Annotated in this window: 15 protein-coding genes and 1 pseudogene; 4 read left to right on the plus strand and 12 right to left on the minus strand. The window is 44.5% G+C overall.

The genetic code is table 11. The features are described 5' to 3' along the window. Positions 1–67: 67 nt before the first annotated feature. The 4 genes and pseudogenes from ABEF84_RS09930 to ABEF84_RS09945 form a co-directional block, all read right to left on the minus strand. Positions 68–1,714 carry an IS66-like element ISAba16 family transposase gene (locus ABEF84_RS09930; protein ID WP_347473675.1) on the minus strand — a complete coding sequence of 549 codons (1,647 nt, stop codon included), beginning with the start codon at positions 1,712–1,714 and terminating at the stop codon, positions 68–70. A gap of 74 nt (positions 1,715–1,788) precedes the next feature. Further along, positions 1,789–2,124, minus strand: a complete 336-nt coding sequence (tnpB, locus tag ABEF84_RS09935) for an IS66 family insertion sequence element accessory protein TnpB (RefSeq protein WP_347473676.1) — start codon at positions 2,122–2,124, stop codon at positions 1,789–1,791. After that, positions 2,121–2,504: a transposase gene (locus ABEF84_RS09940; protein ID WP_001055589.1), complete on the minus strand. Its 384-nt coding sequence runs from the start codon at positions 2,502–2,504 to the stop codon at positions 2,121–2,123. Before ABEF84_RS09940 ends, tnpB begins: the two co-directional genes overlap by 4 nt. A gap of 550 nt (positions 2,505–3,054) precedes the next feature. Next, a pseudogene (locus ABEF84_RS09945) lies at positions 3,055–3,343 on the minus strand (hypothetical protein); the annotation flags it as partial. Between the two features lie 168 nt (positions 3,344–3,511). On the opposite strand from ABEF84_RS09945, the gene paaI reads away from it, so the two are divergent. Then, positions 3,512–3,904, plus strand: coding sequence for a hydroxyphenylacetyl-CoA thioesterase PaaI (gene paaI / locus ABEF84_RS09950; RefSeq protein ID WP_034582027.1), 393 nt, complete (start codon positions 3,512–3,514; stop codon positions 3,902–3,904). Between the two features lie 68 nt (positions 3,905–3,972). Here paaI and codA read toward each other — a convergent pair whose 3' ends face one another. From codA to ABEF84_RS09970, 4 genes are all read right to left on the minus strand, one after another. Then, complete coding sequence (gene codA / locus ABEF84_RS09955; protein WP_034582029.1) at positions 3,973–5,217, minus strand: cytosine deaminase; 1,245 nt, start codon at positions 5,215–5,217, stop codon at positions 3,973–3,975. 12 nt (positions 5,218–5,229) lie between these two features. Continuing rightward, positions 5,230–6,465 carry a PucR family transcriptional regulator ligand-binding domain-containing protein gene (locus ABEF84_RS09960; protein WP_347454867.1) on the minus strand — a complete coding sequence of 412 codons (1,236 nt, stop codon included), beginning with the start codon at positions 6,463–6,465 and terminating at the stop codon, positions 5,230–5,232. Positions 6,466–6,469: 4 nt separating this feature from the next. Then, positions 6,470–7,726, minus strand: a complete 1,257-nt coding sequence (gene codB, locus ABEF84_RS09965; protein ID WP_347455888.1) for a cytosine permease — start codon at positions 7,724–7,726, stop codon at positions 6,470–6,472. A gap of 223 nt (positions 7,727–7,949) precedes the next feature. After that, on the minus strand, positions 7,950–9,653 hold the full coding sequence (locus ABEF84_RS09970) for a M61 family peptidase (protein ID WP_347455889.1): 1,704 nt from the start codon (positions 9,651–9,653) through the stop codon (positions 7,950–7,952). 175 nt (positions 9,654–9,828) lie between these two features. Between ABEF84_RS09970 and ABEF84_RS09975 the strand changes: the two genes are divergently transcribed. The 3 genes from ABEF84_RS09975 to slyD all read left to right on the plus strand — a co-directional run bounded on the left by ABEF84_RS09975 (position 9,829) and on the right by slyD (position 13,254). Then, positions 9,829–11,133, plus strand: a complete 1,305-nt coding sequence (locus ABEF84_RS09975) for a D-alanyl-D-alanine carboxypeptidase PBP6B (RefSeq protein WP_347454864.1) — start codon at positions 9,829–9,831, stop codon at positions 11,131–11,133. Positions 11,134–11,348: 215 nt separating this feature from the next. Then, complete coding sequence (locus tag ABEF84_RS09980) at positions 11,349–12,635, plus strand: NAD(P)/FAD-dependent oxidoreductase (protein WP_347454863.1); 1,287 nt, start codon at positions 11,349–11,351, stop codon at positions 12,633–12,635. Between the two features lie 136 nt (positions 12,636–12,771). After that, positions 12,772–13,254 carry a peptidylprolyl isomerase gene (gene slyD, locus ABEF84_RS09985; protein WP_034582044.1) on the plus strand — a complete coding sequence of 161 codons (483 nt, stop codon included), beginning with the start codon at positions 12,772–12,774 and terminating at the stop codon, positions 13,252–13,254. A 116-nt stretch (positions 13,255–13,370) separates the two neighbouring features. Here the strand turns inward: slyD and ABEF84_RS09990 are convergent, their stop codons facing one another. From ABEF84_RS09990 to ABEF84_RS10005, 4 genes are all read right to left on the minus strand, one after another. Next, on the minus strand, positions 13,371–14,141 hold the full coding sequence (locus ABEF84_RS09990; protein WP_034582046.1) for a M48 family metallopeptidase: 771 nt from the start codon (positions 14,139–14,141) through the stop codon (positions 13,371–13,373). 113 nt (positions 14,142–14,254) lie between these two features. Next, positions 14,255–14,563, minus strand: coding sequence for a hypothetical protein (locus tag ABEF84_RS09995; RefSeq protein WP_034582048.1), 309 nt, complete (start codon positions 14,561–14,563; stop codon positions 14,255–14,257). Between the two features lie 164 nt (positions 14,564–14,727). Further along, complete coding sequence (locus ABEF84_RS10000; protein ID WP_034582050.1) at positions 14,728–16,047, minus strand: adenylosuccinate synthase; 1,320 nt, start codon at positions 16,045–16,047, stop codon at positions 14,728–14,730. A gap of 71 nt (positions 16,048–16,118) precedes the next feature. Beyond that, positions 16,119–17,285 carry an ATP phosphoribosyltransferase regulatory subunit gene (locus ABEF84_RS10005; protein WP_034582053.1) on the minus strand — a complete coding sequence of 389 codons (1,167 nt, stop codon included), beginning with the start codon at positions 17,283–17,285 and terminating at the stop codon, positions 16,119–16,121. Between the last annotated feature and the right edge of the window lie 201 nt (positions 17,286–17,486).

Raw genomic sequence — 17,486 nt, forward strand, 5'->3', positions numbered from 1 at the left:
TCTCGCTGAGCGATATCGTAACCGTGGCAAAAGACTGGTAAGCGTCCGCTGAATCCCATACCAATTTTTAATTCGATTTAGGTTTCCAGCAGTGTGGCAGTAACTCTTCAATCTGGGTCACTTTATGTGTCGGCAGCCTTTTCAGCACATCACTTAAATAGGCATACGGATCCAAGCCATTCAGCTTTGCTGACTGGATTAAAGTCATGATATTCGCCGCTCGCTGGCCGCTGCGCAGCGAACCTGCAAACAGCCAGTTCTTGCGCCCCAACGCCCAGGGACGCATTTGATTCTCGACCCAATTATTGCAAATAGGTAGATTGCCATCATCCAGATAGCGGCTTAAAGCTGGCCAACGCTTCAGAGTGTAATTGATGGCCTTGGCGGTGGGAGAACTCGATGGCACTGTCAGATGATGTTGGTTGAGCCATTCATATAGTTGTTGCATCACTGGTTGACTATGCTGTTGTCGGTATTCGCGGCGGTCTTCCGCTGTACCATCGGTCTTTTTCCTGAGTTCTGCTTCTATGGCATACAGTTTCTGAATCAGCACTAATGCCTGTTCAGCAACCTGACTTTTCCCAGTTACATGCAGTTCATGGAATTTACGACGTGCATGGGCCATGCAGCCCACCTCAATCACTTGGCCTGATTTAAAACGTGCTTTATAACCACTGTAATCATCACAGACTAGATAGCCCTGCCAGCCTTTCAAGAACTCTTCAGCATGCTGGCCTGAACGACTATCCTGAAAGTCATAGATCACCGCCTGAACTGGATTGTACTGTGTAGTGGCATAGGCCCAGACATAACCTTTCTTCGGTTTTTTATTATTCTCACCCATCCGCATGATGGTGACCGGTGTTTCATCTGCATGCAGCACCTGCTGTTGCAGCACCACCTCTTTTAAGGCATTGGCCAGAGGTTCCAGTTCTACACCGCAGCGACCTATCCAGTCAGATAAAGTTGATCTAGAAAGTTCGATTCCCGCCCGCTGATAGATCAGACGTTGACGGTACAGCGGCAAATGATCGGCATACTTCGATACCAGCACATGGCTGAGCAATTCAGGTGAAGCAATGCCTTTATCAATCACATAGGCGGGCATCGCTTGCTGAGTCAGAGTGTCACACTGATCACAGACCCATTTACCACGCACATGCTGTTCCTTATAGAACTGTGCCGGTCTGAAATGCAGTTTTTCACTGATATCTTCGCCGATACGACGGAGTTGGCAGCCACAAGCACATTGGGTTGATGCAGGTTCATGCTCAATACGGATGGTGTGTAGATGATCTGGCAGTGGTCGACGTTTAGGTTTATTGGTTTTGGCTTTCTGTGTCGCTGCATTGGTTTTATCTGCATTTAGCCGTTCCAGTTCTAGATCAACCGCGGCAATATCTTCTTCAACCGCTTCATCCCACAGGTGGATTTGTTTTGCAGTGAGATGTTCGTTTTTACTGCCGAATTTGTGCTGTTTAAATAGTGCGAGTTCATGCTCGTATTTTTGATTGAGAATAGAAAGATGTTGAACTTTAGAATCTAATTGCTGATTGGTGACTTCAAGATGTTGAACTCTGGCATCTAATTGCTGGTTTGATTTTTCTAATTCTTGATTTGATTGTGCCAGAGACTGATGCTGCATCGCCAACTGCCTGGTGAATTCCAGCAGTTGTTCATGGGTCAGTTGGCTTAAGTCAGGCAGCGTATTCATGACCGCAGTATGCCTGAGGTCATGAGAAGAATGAAATAGAACGTTTGGAGAATAGCAGAGTGGACCAACCTAGTTTAGAGCATCGTCACCACCTGCTGTCGTCCAATGCGCTGCCAGGGCAAACTTTGGATCAGTGCCTGTAACTGTTCCGGGCTGAGGGCCACGGTTTCACCTTGGTGAACTTGAGCCCAGTGAAATTTGCCCTGTTCCAGCCGCCGGGCACACAGCCAGATGCCCAGTCCATCATGTACCAGTACTTTCATGCGATGGCCACGTTTATTACAGAACAGGTAAGCACAATGCGGTTTGATGTAGCCAAAGGCTCTCACCACCTGAGCCATGGTCGTATCCATACCTGCACGCATGTCCATGGGCTGAGTAGACAACCAGATTTCATCAATGCGGATCATGTTGCAAGTGCCTTGAGTAATTCTGCCAAGGCAGGTATTTCTGATGTCTGCCATTTTAGCTGAATATCATTATTCGTATGAGGCACGGTGATACACAACGTGATCCTCTCATCAATAGGTTGGCTGATTGCAGCAGTGTAAGGCAAAGCAATAAATGCTGGATTCACATGAGTAGGATCCTGTACGGCACCCTCATGATGGCTGAAGATCCTGATCCAACGACTGACAAGGTTGGCATTAATACTATGTTGCAGTGCGACCGAAGCGATCGAGGTATTAGGATTTTTACAGGCATTGACAATACTGAGTTTGAATTCTTTGCTGTATGTTCTGCGTTTTTTAGCAACAGGAGGTGTTGCTGAATATATATCCATGTTCATGGATTAAGTCCCCACTTGTTTTTAGGTGGGAACTAAATTAAGGCTTATAGGATCGCTTGGTAAGGCTGTGTTAGCCGGATGCTTACAAAGACTGGGCTTAAGATTCAATTTAATTGCGGGAATCTATAATTTGGAACTGAGTGAAAAATGACTTATGAAAGAGGTCTAATATGTTCGTTTTTAAATACATTACCGTATATATCCTCAAATTTAATTAAAATTTGATAATCCGCAAATTTTATTTCATATAGATATGAAATTTCTTCATCTGTTAAATAGGTAGCTATCCATTAACTTGTGAAATCATTGATTCTATTTAACCTTTGAATGAATTGTTTATTAATAATACCTCCATAAATTTCTATAAAAATTGCTTTATCCTTCCCATCATTAAATAAACTAAATTGCATTAAGGGCGCATCTTTATATTCTATATGTGCGTCAGATGCATCTATCAGGTGTGTTTTTAGTCTAATTTTAGGATTACGGACTACTAAAATAGGTCTTACGGCTTCTTCAAGAGCTCGATAATATTTCTTTTGCTCTGCAATTAACGTCTTTTGTTGCTTAACGCTCTCCCTCATCTCATCAATCTGAAGTTGTAATGCTTTTTCTTGTTGTTCCAATGCTTTTGTATTTTGCTCTAACTGCCTACCCTGCTGTACATAGCCTAAAATTAGCCCAAAGAAAGCGATAGGTGCAATGATCCCAGCAAGAAAATCACCTAATTCATTTAAAGATGTTGGACTTTTTAAATCGCCAAAAAACCAAAATAGAAAAATTACAACCAGCCATGCAACTGTAATTCCGATTCCCCATACTAAACTTCTTTGATTCATTTTTTCTAATAAAAAGCAGTTAATTATATATTGGTTTTACATTCTTTTCCTTCTACATGCAAATTCACCATATAGAACTTTCACTTGTCTTTCCCCTTTCATAATGTTATTTATGATTCACATAATTAATATTCAAAAATAAAAACGTATCTAAAAAGGAGTATTGCAATGGATCAGCAAGTCAATCACATGTTTAATCAAGATCGTTTGATTCAGTACCTTGGTGCACATCTGGTTTCCTATAGCCATAATCACGCCAAGATTGAACTAAAAGTGACCGAACAGCATTTACAAGGTCATCAAACCTGTAACGGCGCAGTAATTTTTGCACTGGCTGATGCAGCCTTTGCGATTGCCTGCAATACTGGTGAACATCCGGCTGTGGGTCAACATTGTGGTATTCATTACCTTAAACCTGCATTACTCGGTGATACACTGATTGCCATTGCAGAACACAAAGCCAGCAGCGGTCGCAGTGGCATCTATGACATTCAGATCATTAACCAAAAAGACCAGATCGTGGCTGAGTTCCGTGGGACTTCCCGGACAATAGTGAAATAGAATTTTCATCATGATCTGCAATAAAAACCGGTGTCTCAACACCGGTTTTTATGTCTTGAAAACATAAATTAAGTAAATAGCTCAACCTGTTCAGTTTGACGGCGCATAATCACCTTACCATTTTTCACGCTTAAGATTGCTTTAGCTTGGTTGGCAACCACGTCATAATCCTTCTGTGCAGGCATAATAATAAAGCTTGCGGGACGTCCAACTTCAATACCGTATTGATCACCCAGACACAGGGTTTTCGCTGAGTTATCAGATACAAAGTCCAGACAACGTTGCAGGTCTTCATAACCGAGCATATGACAGATGTGCAGTGCAGCATCTAAGACACGAATGATGTTGCCATTGCCAATTGGATACCATGGATCACGAATGGAATCCTGTGCAAAACTGATATTCATGCCAGCACGATCAATTTCAGCAGCACGGGTCACACCACGGCGTTTTGGATAGGTATCGAAACGGCCTTGTAAATGGATGCTTTCAGTTGGGCAAGAAATAAAATTGATCTTAGAACGTTTCAGCAAACGGAACAGCTTGTAACAGTAGGCATTGTCATAAGAACCCATTGCAGTGGTATGGCTGGCTGTTACGCGCTCGCCCATGCCACGTACACGTGCTTCATCTGCTAATACCTCCAGGAAGCGCGATGCAGGGTCATCAATCTCATCACAGTGCACATCCACCAGGCGGTCATATTTTTCTGCCAGATCCATCAGGAAATGAACAGAGCTGACACCTTTTTCACGAGTATATTCAAAGTGTGGAATACCACCCACTACGTCAGCACCCAGCTTGATCGCTTCTTCCATCAGGCCACGACCATTGTTATAGGATTCAATCCCCTCTTGCGGAAATGCCACGATCTGCAGATTCACCTTGTCCTTAATCTCTTCTTTGACTTCCAGCATGGCATGTAATGCGGTCAGTTCAGGATCAGTCACATCGACATGGGTACGCACATGCTGAATACCATGTGCCACTAACATATCTACGGTCTTTTTCGCACGCTGTTTGGTATCTTCTTGAGTAATAGTTTCTTTACGTTGGCCCCAACGTTCAATACCTTCAAATAAGGTACCTGACATATTCCATTCAGGTTCGCCAGCTGTTAGTACCGCATCTAAATGAATATGTGGCTCGATCAGGGGGGCCATCACCATTTGCTGTGCAGCATCAATGATCTCGGCAGAGGCTTCAGCTTGGATCACACCTGCCTGTTTTTCAATTGCTTCAAATACACCATTGTTATAGGTCAGGGAAAATAGACCTTCTTTACCACGCAAAATGGCATTAATTACTTTCATAGGAGAGTCTCGTTATTTATGAGTCATTTGCCAGATCAGCAATGCCACAGCGGCATTTAATCTAAAGTTGGCAGAAGTTAAAGATTGCCCGGTCAGGCTTTCAATTTTTTGAATACGTTGATTCAGGGTATTGCGGTGAATTCCCAGGCGCTGTGCTGTCGCCATCAGGTTGCCATTTTCTTTCAGCCAGGCATCCAGCGTTTCTAGCAATACATAAGGATGTTTGCGATCGGTATCGACCAGCATACCGATGTTGTCCTGCATGAATTGCTGCAACAAGATTTTGTTGGGAATGGCCTTGAGCAGTTTTAGCAGGCCCAGATCACGGTACAAGCTTAAACCTGTTTCCGTATTGAGATCTGCTGCGATTTCCTGCGCATGACAGGCTTCCCAGAACCCGCGCTGAAATGCAGATGCAGAATTCACTTCATTGGATAAACCAGCAAAAATCTTGTATTCGTCATTCATGCTATGACAGTTTAGTTGCTGGATCAGCTCGGACAATAATGCCTGCCAGTATTCCAGATCATGTTCAGCAACGGACAGCACCATATTAAACTGGTCACCCTGCCGGATCACCGGAAAAACTTGTTGGTGCTGTTTACGCCATTGTTCCAGCTGGTTATAACAATCCTGCTTGATCTGAAAATACTGTGCTTCTGGCAGATGAAAACTCTCAGCACCATTTACTTCAGGATGGAAAATCTGCTGAAGGTGATGCAGCTTCAACACTACAACTACATGTCGCCCAAGCACAGGTAAATTCAGCTGTTTGGCCCGCATATTGATGATATCCAGAGATGGATAATCGCCCATCAACAATTGCATCAATACATCTTCGGCTGATTTTTGGGTTTGGGCTGATTCCACCAGACGCGTACCAATAACATGCGTCACCTCGACCATTCTCAGGCTATACGGCTGTTCAATCAGTGGCAATCCCAGCGCATCAGCTTTGGCGATGACACTGTCAGGAATATGCTGGATAAAATCCGGGCCGGTCAGAATCACCATGGCTGCCGCATCACGCTGTTTCGCCTGATCCAGCAACGCCAACAAGTTGGTTTCACCCCGGATGTAATTCACGCCGACAAAGATCAGCTCACCACCGGTGATCCATTCAGCAATCCCTTCATTTTCGGCAACATAGAACCAGCGCACCAACCGTTGCACATGGTCGTTGCCCGCCCGCAACTGCATTTGCTGTAATTGCGGTAAATCCAGAATATCCTGAACAGTCATACTCATGCTGTTAAGCCTCTTTCAACTGTGACTGTTTTACCGGGAAAACTGCCAGCAAAACGCTATACACCACAAACGCTACGGCGATCCCGACAATTGGCGCAATCCAAGGTGATACATAGGCACAGATCGCACCGACTGCATATGCAGTCAAACCAATCCAGTTAAAGTTCGGCAAGTGAGCTTGAGACAACAGTGGATATTTGCCTTTATAACGTACCCAGTAATCCGCCATGATCACGCCGCCCACAGGTGGAATGATGGCACCGAGCAACAGCAGGAATGGAATCAGCAGTTCATACATACCGAGTACCGCCAGCACGATCCCGATTGAAGCTGATGCCAGCACCATGGTTTTACGGTGCTCCGTACGCACCAAGTGGCAAGCTGCTGCAGATACGTTGTAAATGGTTGGACCCTGAATCGTCCACAGGTTCAGACACAACATGATAATCGCTGCGAGAGATAGACCTTGCAGAATCAGCACTTCTACAATATCTGCTTGTTGATACACGATTGCCATCCACGCACCTGCCAGCACCATCAAGCCATTGCCGATTACAAAGCTTACTAGGCAGGCCCAAATCGCGACACGGCTGCTTTTTGCCATGCGGGTCCAGTTGGTAATTTGGGTTGCACCACTGGCAAAGGTACCAAAAACCATGGTAATCGCGGTGGCAAAAGTCATTTTTTCGGTTGGTACTGCACTGGTTAGGCCTGTCCATCCACCAATATGTCTGGTTGCCAGATAAATCGACACCACCAATAATAGGAACATTAAGGGAATGGAAATACGCGACAGCCATTCCAGACCTTTAAAGCCAACAATGGCAGTAATCGAGAAGCCAAAGCCGAACAGCACCATCAGAGGGATATTCCAGCCTTCTGGAATCCCGACAATCTTGGTGAGGGAAATGGCCAATGTCGCAGTTCCCCACGCGTACCACCCTAATTCGGCAAATCCCAGCAGAAAATCGGATAATTTACTGCCCAGGTTGCCAAAACAAAAACGGCCCATCAAAACGGTATTTAAACCGCTGCGGGCCGAGATCAATCCAAGGGATGCTGCATATAAACCTAATAATACATTCCCAATTACGGTAATCCAGAGAATGTTAATAAAGTCGAATGCAACACCTATTTTTCCACCAGCAAACATGGTTGCTGTAAAAAAGGTAAAGCTGAATAACACCAAAGCAATAGGAAAAAACCCTTTTCGTTGAGAGTCCGGTGTTTCTGTTAGTGGACTTTCATCATGTGTATTCATCGTTTTCTCTCTGCATTTTTACATATATTGCCTGTCTGCAAGAGCGATGCCACTTATACCCTTTAAATAATTGACACACCCTGCCCACTATTTATGTGCAAGTTGCATATAAATATGATTATTTATGCAGATTTGGAGATAAATAAGTGTGCGAGACGATGAATGATACCTAAATTAGGGCACAAAAAAAAGGATGCCGAAGCATCCTTTTTGATTTTTTAGATTAGGCTTTCAACCACTTATTTATACTATCCTGATTTTCTACGGTTAATTCAACCTCGGTCAGCTCAGAACCCGCAGCTTGGACTTCGAAAGTCATTAACTCGTCGCGACGGAAAGCATGTACGGTATATGCACCCTGCTCTCTGGCATATTTTTCCAGCAGCTTGGTGGTTGCTTTCAAACCATCAATGGCAATGATCACATCATTGGCAGACAAGCCAGCTTTCGCACCGTTACCATCTCGACGTGCAGACTGAATTTGCACACCTTCAGGCTTATCCGCCAGTTTCAGGCCAAATGGCAGTGACTTGTCATTTTTCAGGGTGTATTTCAAACCGAACTCTGGCAGCAACTGATCCAGCGGTAGTTCTTCAGTCGTATTGATCAGATGGTTGATCTGTTCTAACCAATTGTCTCCAGTCAATTCCTGACATAGGTCAAAGATAGTACGTTCATTGACCTGAATCCCATTTTGCGCATTGTCATACAGCTTGCGCATCAAGGCATCCAGACTTGAACCACGCAAACGCAGACCTAAGTCCAGACACAGCGCGACCAGACAACCTTTGTTGTAATAGCTGGTGCCAGCATTATTCGAGTTTTCATCCTGACGGTAAAATTTCACCCAGGCATCAAAGCTGGACTCAGCAACCGTTTGAACAAAACGTCCCGGATTTTGCAGGTAACGGTCAATCTGCGCTTTCAGCAAAGCCAGGTAAGATTCTTGATTAATCACACCACTACGCAGCAGGATCAGATCATCATAATAAGAAGTGAAACCTTCGAAGATCCAGAGTAAAGAGGTATAGCCTTCTTTATTTAGATCATAATTCACGAAGTTTTCCGGACGGATAAATTTCACCAACCATGAATGAAAATATTCGTGGCTGCACAGGCCTAAGAAACGCTGGTAATCCTTGGATGGCTCTTCCGACTCATTGGCTTTAGGCAAGTCATCACGTGGGGTAATCAGGCTGGTTGAGTTTGGATGCTCCAGACCACCATAGCTATTACCCGTTGCCATCGTCATAAAGGTATAGTTGCTAAACGGTGCTGAACCAAACATGGCAATTTCTGTACTACAGATTTTTTCCAGGTCTTGCTGCATACGTTCAGCATTCATGGCATGTTTGCCAGACACCACAAACTCATGTGGAATGCCATTGGCTTCAAAGCTGAAGCGGGTCTGCTCCGCTAGTTCAAATGGTGAATCAATCAGCTCAGCATAGTTTTCTGCTTTTAAGGTATAACGGCCTTTGACCAGACTCTTGGAAGCCATACCGGTTGCTAGCTGGAAGTGTTTCAACTCATCCGGCAGGAAGACTTCTACTTCAACAGCTTTATGTTCCTGACCTTCCAGACCTAGACATGCACAGGCCGGATTGACATACAGGCGGGTTTCATCGACATAAGCACCACGCACTGACAGGTCATAAGCATAAACATCATATTCAACCGTGATCAGTTCATGGTCAGTATTAAACAGACGCCATTTGTTCTTTTCAAATTTCTGTATCTTAAGCTGACGACCCTCTTCATCATAGGCTTTGACACCTTCAATATGTTTGGAAAATTCGCGAATCAAATAACTGCCCGGAATCCATGTTGGCAAAGACAACACCTGTGTAGGGTCAGCTAAAAAGCGAACAGTCACGTGAACAAGATGCTGACGATAATCGTCAAATTCGATTTGATAATGCAACATAATGGGCGATTCAAAATAAATTAGAATGTGTTAAGTCTTAGCTTAACATTTTTTTCCAATACATTGCGGAAGTGTCTTAAATGTCTACAATGGACACTAGCCATGACAAAAAAAAAGGCTTAGCATGCCTAAAATTTTTTTGCTCGCCCACGGACTGGTCGAATAAGGAACACCCTTGAAATTTATCACCTCACTGATTGCGACATTGTGCCTGCTTGTGTCCGCAATTTCGCATGCTGCCCTACTGAATATCAATCCCGAAAGTGTTGAAGCCGAAGCCTGGACCATTCTGGATAGTGAAACCGGCCAGACCATTGCATCCCATAATGAAGACCTGCAACGTGCTCCAGCATCCCTGACCAAAATGATGGTGGCCTATATCACCTTGAAGGAAATTCAGGCAGGGAAATTAAGTAAAAGTGAAATAATTACTGCCACGCCAGTGGTGCAAATGGTGATGTGGGATGAATCCCAGATGTACCTGAAAGAAGGTGATCAGATTTCTGTAGATCAGCTGTTGGCAGGCTTGATTGTGATGTCAGCCAATGATGCAGCCGTCACCTTGGCAGAAAAAATCTCTGGCAGCGTACCGAAGTTTGTTGAACGCATGAACAAGGAAGCTCAAGCCCTGGGAATGACACATACCCATTTCCAGAATCCGGCTGGTGTGACCATGCCTGAGCACTACTCGACTGCTGCGGACTTGGCTAAGCTTTCACAAGCCTTGGTGATTCAAACCCCGGATTATTTGGGCTATTCCAAACAGCCAAGTTTTACTTACAACCAGCGTTTCCACCGTGCCACCAACCTGTTGCTCAAAATGGACCCAACCGTCGATGGCCTAAAAACTGGTTTTACCCGCGCAGCAGGTTATAACCTTGCAGCAACTGCGATCCGTCCAAGCATCGAAATGAATATGCCGAACCGTCGCCTGATCGTGGTGGTATTAGGAACTAAAAGCGGTGTAAAACGTGCCGAAGTCGCACATAAGCTAATGAACCTGGCTTATATCTATACACGTAATGAAGTCGCTGTACCTAGTCATCAGCTGCTAGCAGAACTGCCGGTGGTGAAATCTACCCTGAAAATGTTCAAGGTCGAAACCAAGCAGCCCGAACTAATCACCACATCCCTGTATGACCAGAGCTATACCATTGACCTGAATCAATTTGACCAGTCGACTCAACGTATCATGCTGGATACCGGTAATGGTGTCATGCAAAGCATTGAGCCACTGCGTGAAACTCAAACTCACGTAAATGTCGAAGTCAAAGAAACCAAGCTAACAGCACCATTGGCTAAAGTTATGCAACTGGCAACCGTAAATGTCTACCAGAATGACCAGCTGATCCGTACCATTCTGATTGAAGATCAGGTCGACCTTGAAGAAGCGGGTATTTTCCAGAGATTCTTTGAATGGTTATTTGGTCTGTTTTCTGACAATACAACTGATGTGAAGCTTTATCCGATCGGAAAATAAAATATGAATCATGAAGGATGGAGATAAGAATAATTTGCCATCCTTCTACTCTCTTCCTACTCCTACCTTTTGCTTCCTTTGACCTCATCTTGCTTTATTTCATTGAATTGCTACGTTTTGTAATTGTTTAACAATCCTATACAAGACCTGAATTTTCACCTGTCATAGTATGTTTTATTGCATTTTATTAGAAAAATAAATAGGTTAATGATTCTATGACAGCACATAAGATTGTAATTGTAGGTGGTGGCGCAGGTGGACTGGAACTGGCGACCCAGTTAGGACAGACTTTAGGCAAAAATGGCAAGGCACAGATCACGTTGGTGGATCAGAAACTGACCCATATCTGGAAACCACTTTTACATGAGATAGCTGCAGGAACACTGAATCCATATCAGGAAGAAATCAATTACTTTGCCCATGCTGCAGAGAACCATTATGAATTTGTGTTGGGAAATTTTAAAAATATCGACCGTGCAACCAAACAGATTCTGATCGAAAACGATTATTTCTCTAAAAAAGCCCAGCCAAAAAAGGACATAAAGATTAACTATGACACGCTGGTACTGGCCTTAGGCTCTACTTCCAACGATTTTAATACCCCTGGTGTGCAGGAATTTTGTCATTTTCTGGACAGCCGCGAACAGGCAGATATTTTCCAGCAGGACTTGTTGCATCTATACCTGAATGCCCAGCATGAAGCATCCAGCCGCGAACTGAAAATCGCCATTATTGGTGCGGGTGCGACAGGAGTTGAACTGGCAGCTGAACTAGTCTCAGCCAAACATAATTTCCATAAATATGGACTCAATAAAATTGATCCCAACAAAGTTAAAATCACCCTGATTGAAGCCGCTGACCGTATCCTGCCTGCCCTGTCTGAAAAAGTGGCGGAGCATACCCTGAAGCAGCTAAAAGAATTAGGCATTGATGTGCTCACCCAGCATCGCGTAGCTAAGGTGGATGAAGATCATATCCACTTCGCCGATGGCAGTAGTCTGGAAGCAGAAGTGAAAGTCTGGGCCGCCGGCATTAAGGCACCGGATGTACTTAAAAATCTAGAAGGCTTTGAAAAGGACAATATCAACCGCCTCAAAGTCTATGCAACTTTGCAGACACTAACTGATCCCAATATTTTTGCTTTCGGAGACTGTGCCCATTGTAAGCCGCGTGCTGATGAGCCAGTGCTCGGTCCACGTGCCCAGGTGGCTAGTCAGCAGGCCAGCTTTCTTGCCAACTCATTAAGGCTGCGTGTCAATGGCAAGACTTCTCTGCCAATCTTCACTTTCTCAGACAAAGGTTCGCTGGTGTCCCTAAGTGAAAATAAAGCAGTGGGTGAATTACTTGGTCAGGTGAATGTGCATGGCTTCGTCGCAAAATCAATGTATATTTCCCTGTATCGCCTGCATCAGGCCACGATCTTGGGCTATACTCATGCCGGGGCCTTAACGCTTAAGGATTTCGTTACAAGAAAAATCTCGCCGAAGATAAAATTGCATTGAAATTTACATAGTTGTCCCCATTAATGAAAAAACCATCATTAGAATAGAGAAATTGCATTTTTTTGCTAATTTTAGTCTACAAAAACTCAATTTCACTTTATGATGTCTCTTTTAAAAATTTGATTGGATCAATATCATGACTGCAGTTGCAAATGACCTCGTGGTTTCTTTCCACTACACACTGACTAACGCAGAGGGTGAAACTCTCGACAAATCTCAAGGTGAACCACTTGCATATTTGCATGGTGCAGGCAACATCATTCCTGGCCTTGAAAATGCACTGCTTGGCAAAACTGTTGGCGACAAGTTCACTGTAACTGTTCCAGCTGCTGAAGGTTACGGCGAATACAACCCAGAGCTTGTACAAGAAGTTCCTGCAAAAATGTTCCAAGGCGTGGACAACATCCAACCTGGTATGCAATTCCAAGCACAAACTGATGACGGCGTTCAAATCGTAACTGTTAAAGCAGTTGAAGGCGAAACAGTTGTGGTTGATGCGAACTTCCCACTTGCTGGTCAAGACCTGACTTTCGAAGTTGAAATCGTAGCGATCCGTGAAGCTTCTCAAGAAGAACTAGACCACGGTCACGTACACGGTGCAGGCGGTCACCACCACTAAGATCATCTGATCTGACGTGCAAAAGGCAAAGTTTTTACTTTGCCTTTTTTATTACCTGCAGATTTTCAACATAAAAAAGCAGGACATCTGCCCTGCTTTGACTTAAGCCATAAGACTTATTTGCGCTGATTATAAATCTGCATTGCTGCTGGCAAGTTCTGACGCATTGCTGCAATACGCTGACTGTTTGATGGGTGAGTTGATAAGAACGCAACGCCACTGCTGGTCTGCTTGTTCATTTTTTCCCACAGCGTAATCGCCGCATTCGGATTATAACCGGCGCGTGCCATTAACATTAAACCACCTTGGTCAGCGCGGCTTTCTAGGTTACGTGAATATGGCAAACCGATACCGATCTGACTACCTAGCTGAGCCGCAGCTGTAGCACCTTGGCCCGCACCTGCTGCGCTTAAACCAATACCTAGAGCCAGATCAGTTAACGCCTGAGCACCAATTTTCTGTTTAGAGTGTTCTTCCAGTGCATGCACCATCTCGTGGCCCATGACCGCTGCAATTTCCGCATCAGTCAGGTTCAGTTTGTTCACGATCCCGGTATAAAACACCACTTTACCACCCGGCGCCACATAAGCATTGACCTGATCAGATTTCAGCACTGCCAGTTGCCAGTCAAACTTCACCCCGGTCTGGTTTAACTGGTCTGCATAAGGGCGCAATCTATTAAATACAGCATAAATACGTTTATAAGTCGCCGATGAAGTATCTAGCTGGTTTGCTGCACGTGCTTCCTGAACGGTCTTGTTGAAACCCTCTGTCGCAACTGCATTTAATGTAGAGGTATTTGCACCCGCCATATCTGCAACCGTTGCACAACCGGTTAAGGTCACCGCTGCTGCAGCGCACATGCTAAACAAAAATTTATTTTTCATTAGAGAGTCTCCACCCCAATTTCAAGGCACAATAATTTGTAAAAATTATAATTGAAACATCGTTATACCTGAAATGTGGAATTACTTCATCTTTTTAGCATTTATGTAATATTTCAGGTGATGAATTGTATAGTCAGCCAGTAAATCAAACACAATACATTCAAGACCAGATAAAACTGTGCCAATGGCTTGATTTTCTGTTCCAGCGTTTCACTTTTACGTTTAACATACAGGATCGCATTCTGGATCAAAATGACAGGTACCAGAATACAGGCAATGATCACGCTCAGTCCAACCAGTGCGCCATAAATAATTTCAGGATTGGACGTCTGGGCACGAATAATCAACATAGCAATGGTCGGTGCCCCGCCCATGGCAAACAGCAACGAATAAAACATGGTTGCCGAAATATTTTTTTGCATCCTGCAAAACTCTTATCTTACTGTTTAGATTCATTCTAGCAAGTCGCTGAAAAAAGCCTAGTTTGAACTGATGCAACTTTAGTCTTGAAAATCCGGTTTTTTCTAAAGGCAATAAAAAAAACCCTGTGAAATCACAGGGTTTTTCTCATTTCTTGCTTAAGGAATTAAGCAGAGAATGGGTGGCGCAGAATAATAGTTTCTTCACGGTCTGGACCAGTTGAGATGATGTCGATTGGACATTCAATCAATTGCTCAAGACGTTTCACATAGTTAATTGCATTTTGTGGCAATTGATCTAGTGATTTCGCACCGAAAGTAGATTCTTTCCAGCCCGGCATAGTTTCGTAGATTGGTTTTAAAGTTTCGAATGCAAGCGCATCAGAAGAACCTACACAACCAGAATCTGCAGCTTCATAACCTACACAGATTTTCACTTCGTCTAAACCATCCAGAACGTCAAGTTTAGTCAGGCAGATACCAGAAAGTGAGTTTACTTCTACTGAACGACGCAGGATTTCAGCATCGAACCAGCCACAACGACGTTGACGGCCAGTAGACGCACCGAATTCTGAACCTACAGTACCCAGGTGTTTACCAATGGCATCACCTGTATCAGTTGCAGCATCATAAACCAATTCAGTTGGGAATGGACCTGAACCTACACGAGTGGTATACGCTTTAGTAATACCAAGGACATAATCCAGGTGTAATGGACCAAGACCTGAACCTGAGCTTACGCCACCAGCAGTCGTGTTAGAAGAAGTTACGTATGGGTATGTACCATGGTCAACGTCAAGCAGTGAACCTTGTGCACCTTCGAACATGATGTTCTTACCCGCTTTACGGTAAGCGTGTAACTCACCAGTCACGTCCATCACCATAGGTTCGATCACTTTACGCCATTCGTCGCATAGTGCCAGAACGTCTTCAACTTTAACTGCTTCAACACCAAAGAATTGAGTCAATTGGAAGTTGTGGTATTCAAGCAGCTCTTCAAGTTGCGCTTTAAGATGTTCACCACCACGTACCAGGTCAGCAACACGGATTGCACGACGAGCAACTTTATCTTCGTAAGCAGGACCGATACCACGACCTGTTGTACCAATTTTCGCATTACCACGTTTTTTCTCACGTGCTTGGTCAAGTGCGATGTGGTGTGGCAGGATCAATGGACAGTTTGGAGAAATGCGCAGACGTTCACGTACAGGCACGCCTTCTTTTTCCAGCACTTCCATTTCATGGATTAACGCTTCTGGTGACAGAACAACACCGTTACCAATTAAGCACAGTACGTTTTCACGTAAAATACCTGATGGAATGAGGTGTAATACAGTTTTCTTACCACCAACCACGAGAGTGTGACCTGCGTTGTGTCCGCCTTGATAGCGTACTACCGCAGCCGCTTGATCTGTGAGCAGGTCGACGATTTTACCTTTACCTTCGTCGCCCCATTGGGTACCAAGTACCACAACATTCTTGCCCATAATAGCCTCATTACATCATGCTGTTAAAGTTGAAAAGCCTGGCTCAGCGACATGAATACTGAGCCGGACCATTAAATTGTTTTGACTGTCCACTCACCGTCGACATTCACCAGCTGGTGAGTCGCATACGGTACTGAGCTTAACTCATCATTACCTAATAACTGAATTACACTTAAGCCTTGTGCACGGGTTGCCTGAATCGCATTCAGCAACGCTGCATCCGTACCTTTTGGCGCAACTACAACTTGTGCCGCTGCAAACTTGCCGGCACTTAACATATATAAGTCGCAAGAGAAACCGGTTGCCGGACGGGCACGACCAAAGTGTTCACCAATACCATCGTAACGGCCGCCTTGAGCTAATGGCACTGCACGATTTGGTGCATATACGGCGTACATCAGACCAGTATGGTAGTGATAAGAGCGCAGTTCAACCACGTCTACACCAATTTCCAGTTCAGGCCAGCGTGCCTGAATCTCGCTTTGCGTCGTAATCAGTGCATCCAGTGCCTGTTTAAAGGCTGGATTTGCCAGTACTTCGGCACTCAGTTGATTTTTCAGCGCGTCCAGATCACTTGCATAGCGGCCCAGTACATAGAAATCCTGACCGAAGTTCAGTGTTGCAGTGAATTCTTTCAGTTCAGGTAAAGCTTTGCGTTGATACAGGTCAGATAACTGACGCTCAGCCGCCTTGCTGAGGCCCGCTTGTGCCACCAGGCTACGGAACAGACCGACATGACCCAAGTCCAGGTGAATCCCTTCTGCCAGACCTGCTTCTTCAATCAGGCTGACCATCAGGTCAATCATTTCTACATCGGCATCAATACTGTCTGAACCGAACAATTCAGCACCCAGCTGCAACGGCGCACGCGTGGTGTTAAATCCTTGTGGTTTGGTATGCAGAACTGTGCCTGCATAGCAGTAACGAGCCACACCTTCAACTGGATGTACATGCGCATCGATACGAGCCACTTGTGGTGTCATATCGGCACGCACACCAAGCAGACGGCCAGACAGCTGGTCGATCACTTTAAAAGTGGCTAAGTCTAAATCCTGATTCGATTCTGAGAGAGAAGATAAAGATTCAATGTATTCAATGAATGGCGTGTACACCAGCTGATAACCTCGAGATGCGAGGAAATCCAGTGACTTACGGCGCAAATCTTCTATGACTCGCGCTTGTTCTGGTAATACATCAGCTACACCATCAGGTAATAACCATGTCTCTGAAATGGGCATGTTGTAAACCTAAATTCTTGTCAGCGCGGAACAAATCCGCATAAAAAAATCGGGAGCACACCCGATTTCTCCTAGTCTAGCACGATCGCCAAAACTGTGCATCGCAATTTTGATAATTTTCTCTGACTGATCAAATGACTAACATTGATAATTCAAATCATCCATATAAAGGATAAATGGATATTTTACCCAAAATCACCA

The organism is Acinetobacter sp. ANC 7912 (genome assembly GCF_039862785.1).
Lineage (GTDB): Bacteria > Pseudomonadota > Gammaproteobacteria > Pseudomonadales > Moraxellaceae > Acinetobacter > Acinetobacter thermotolerans.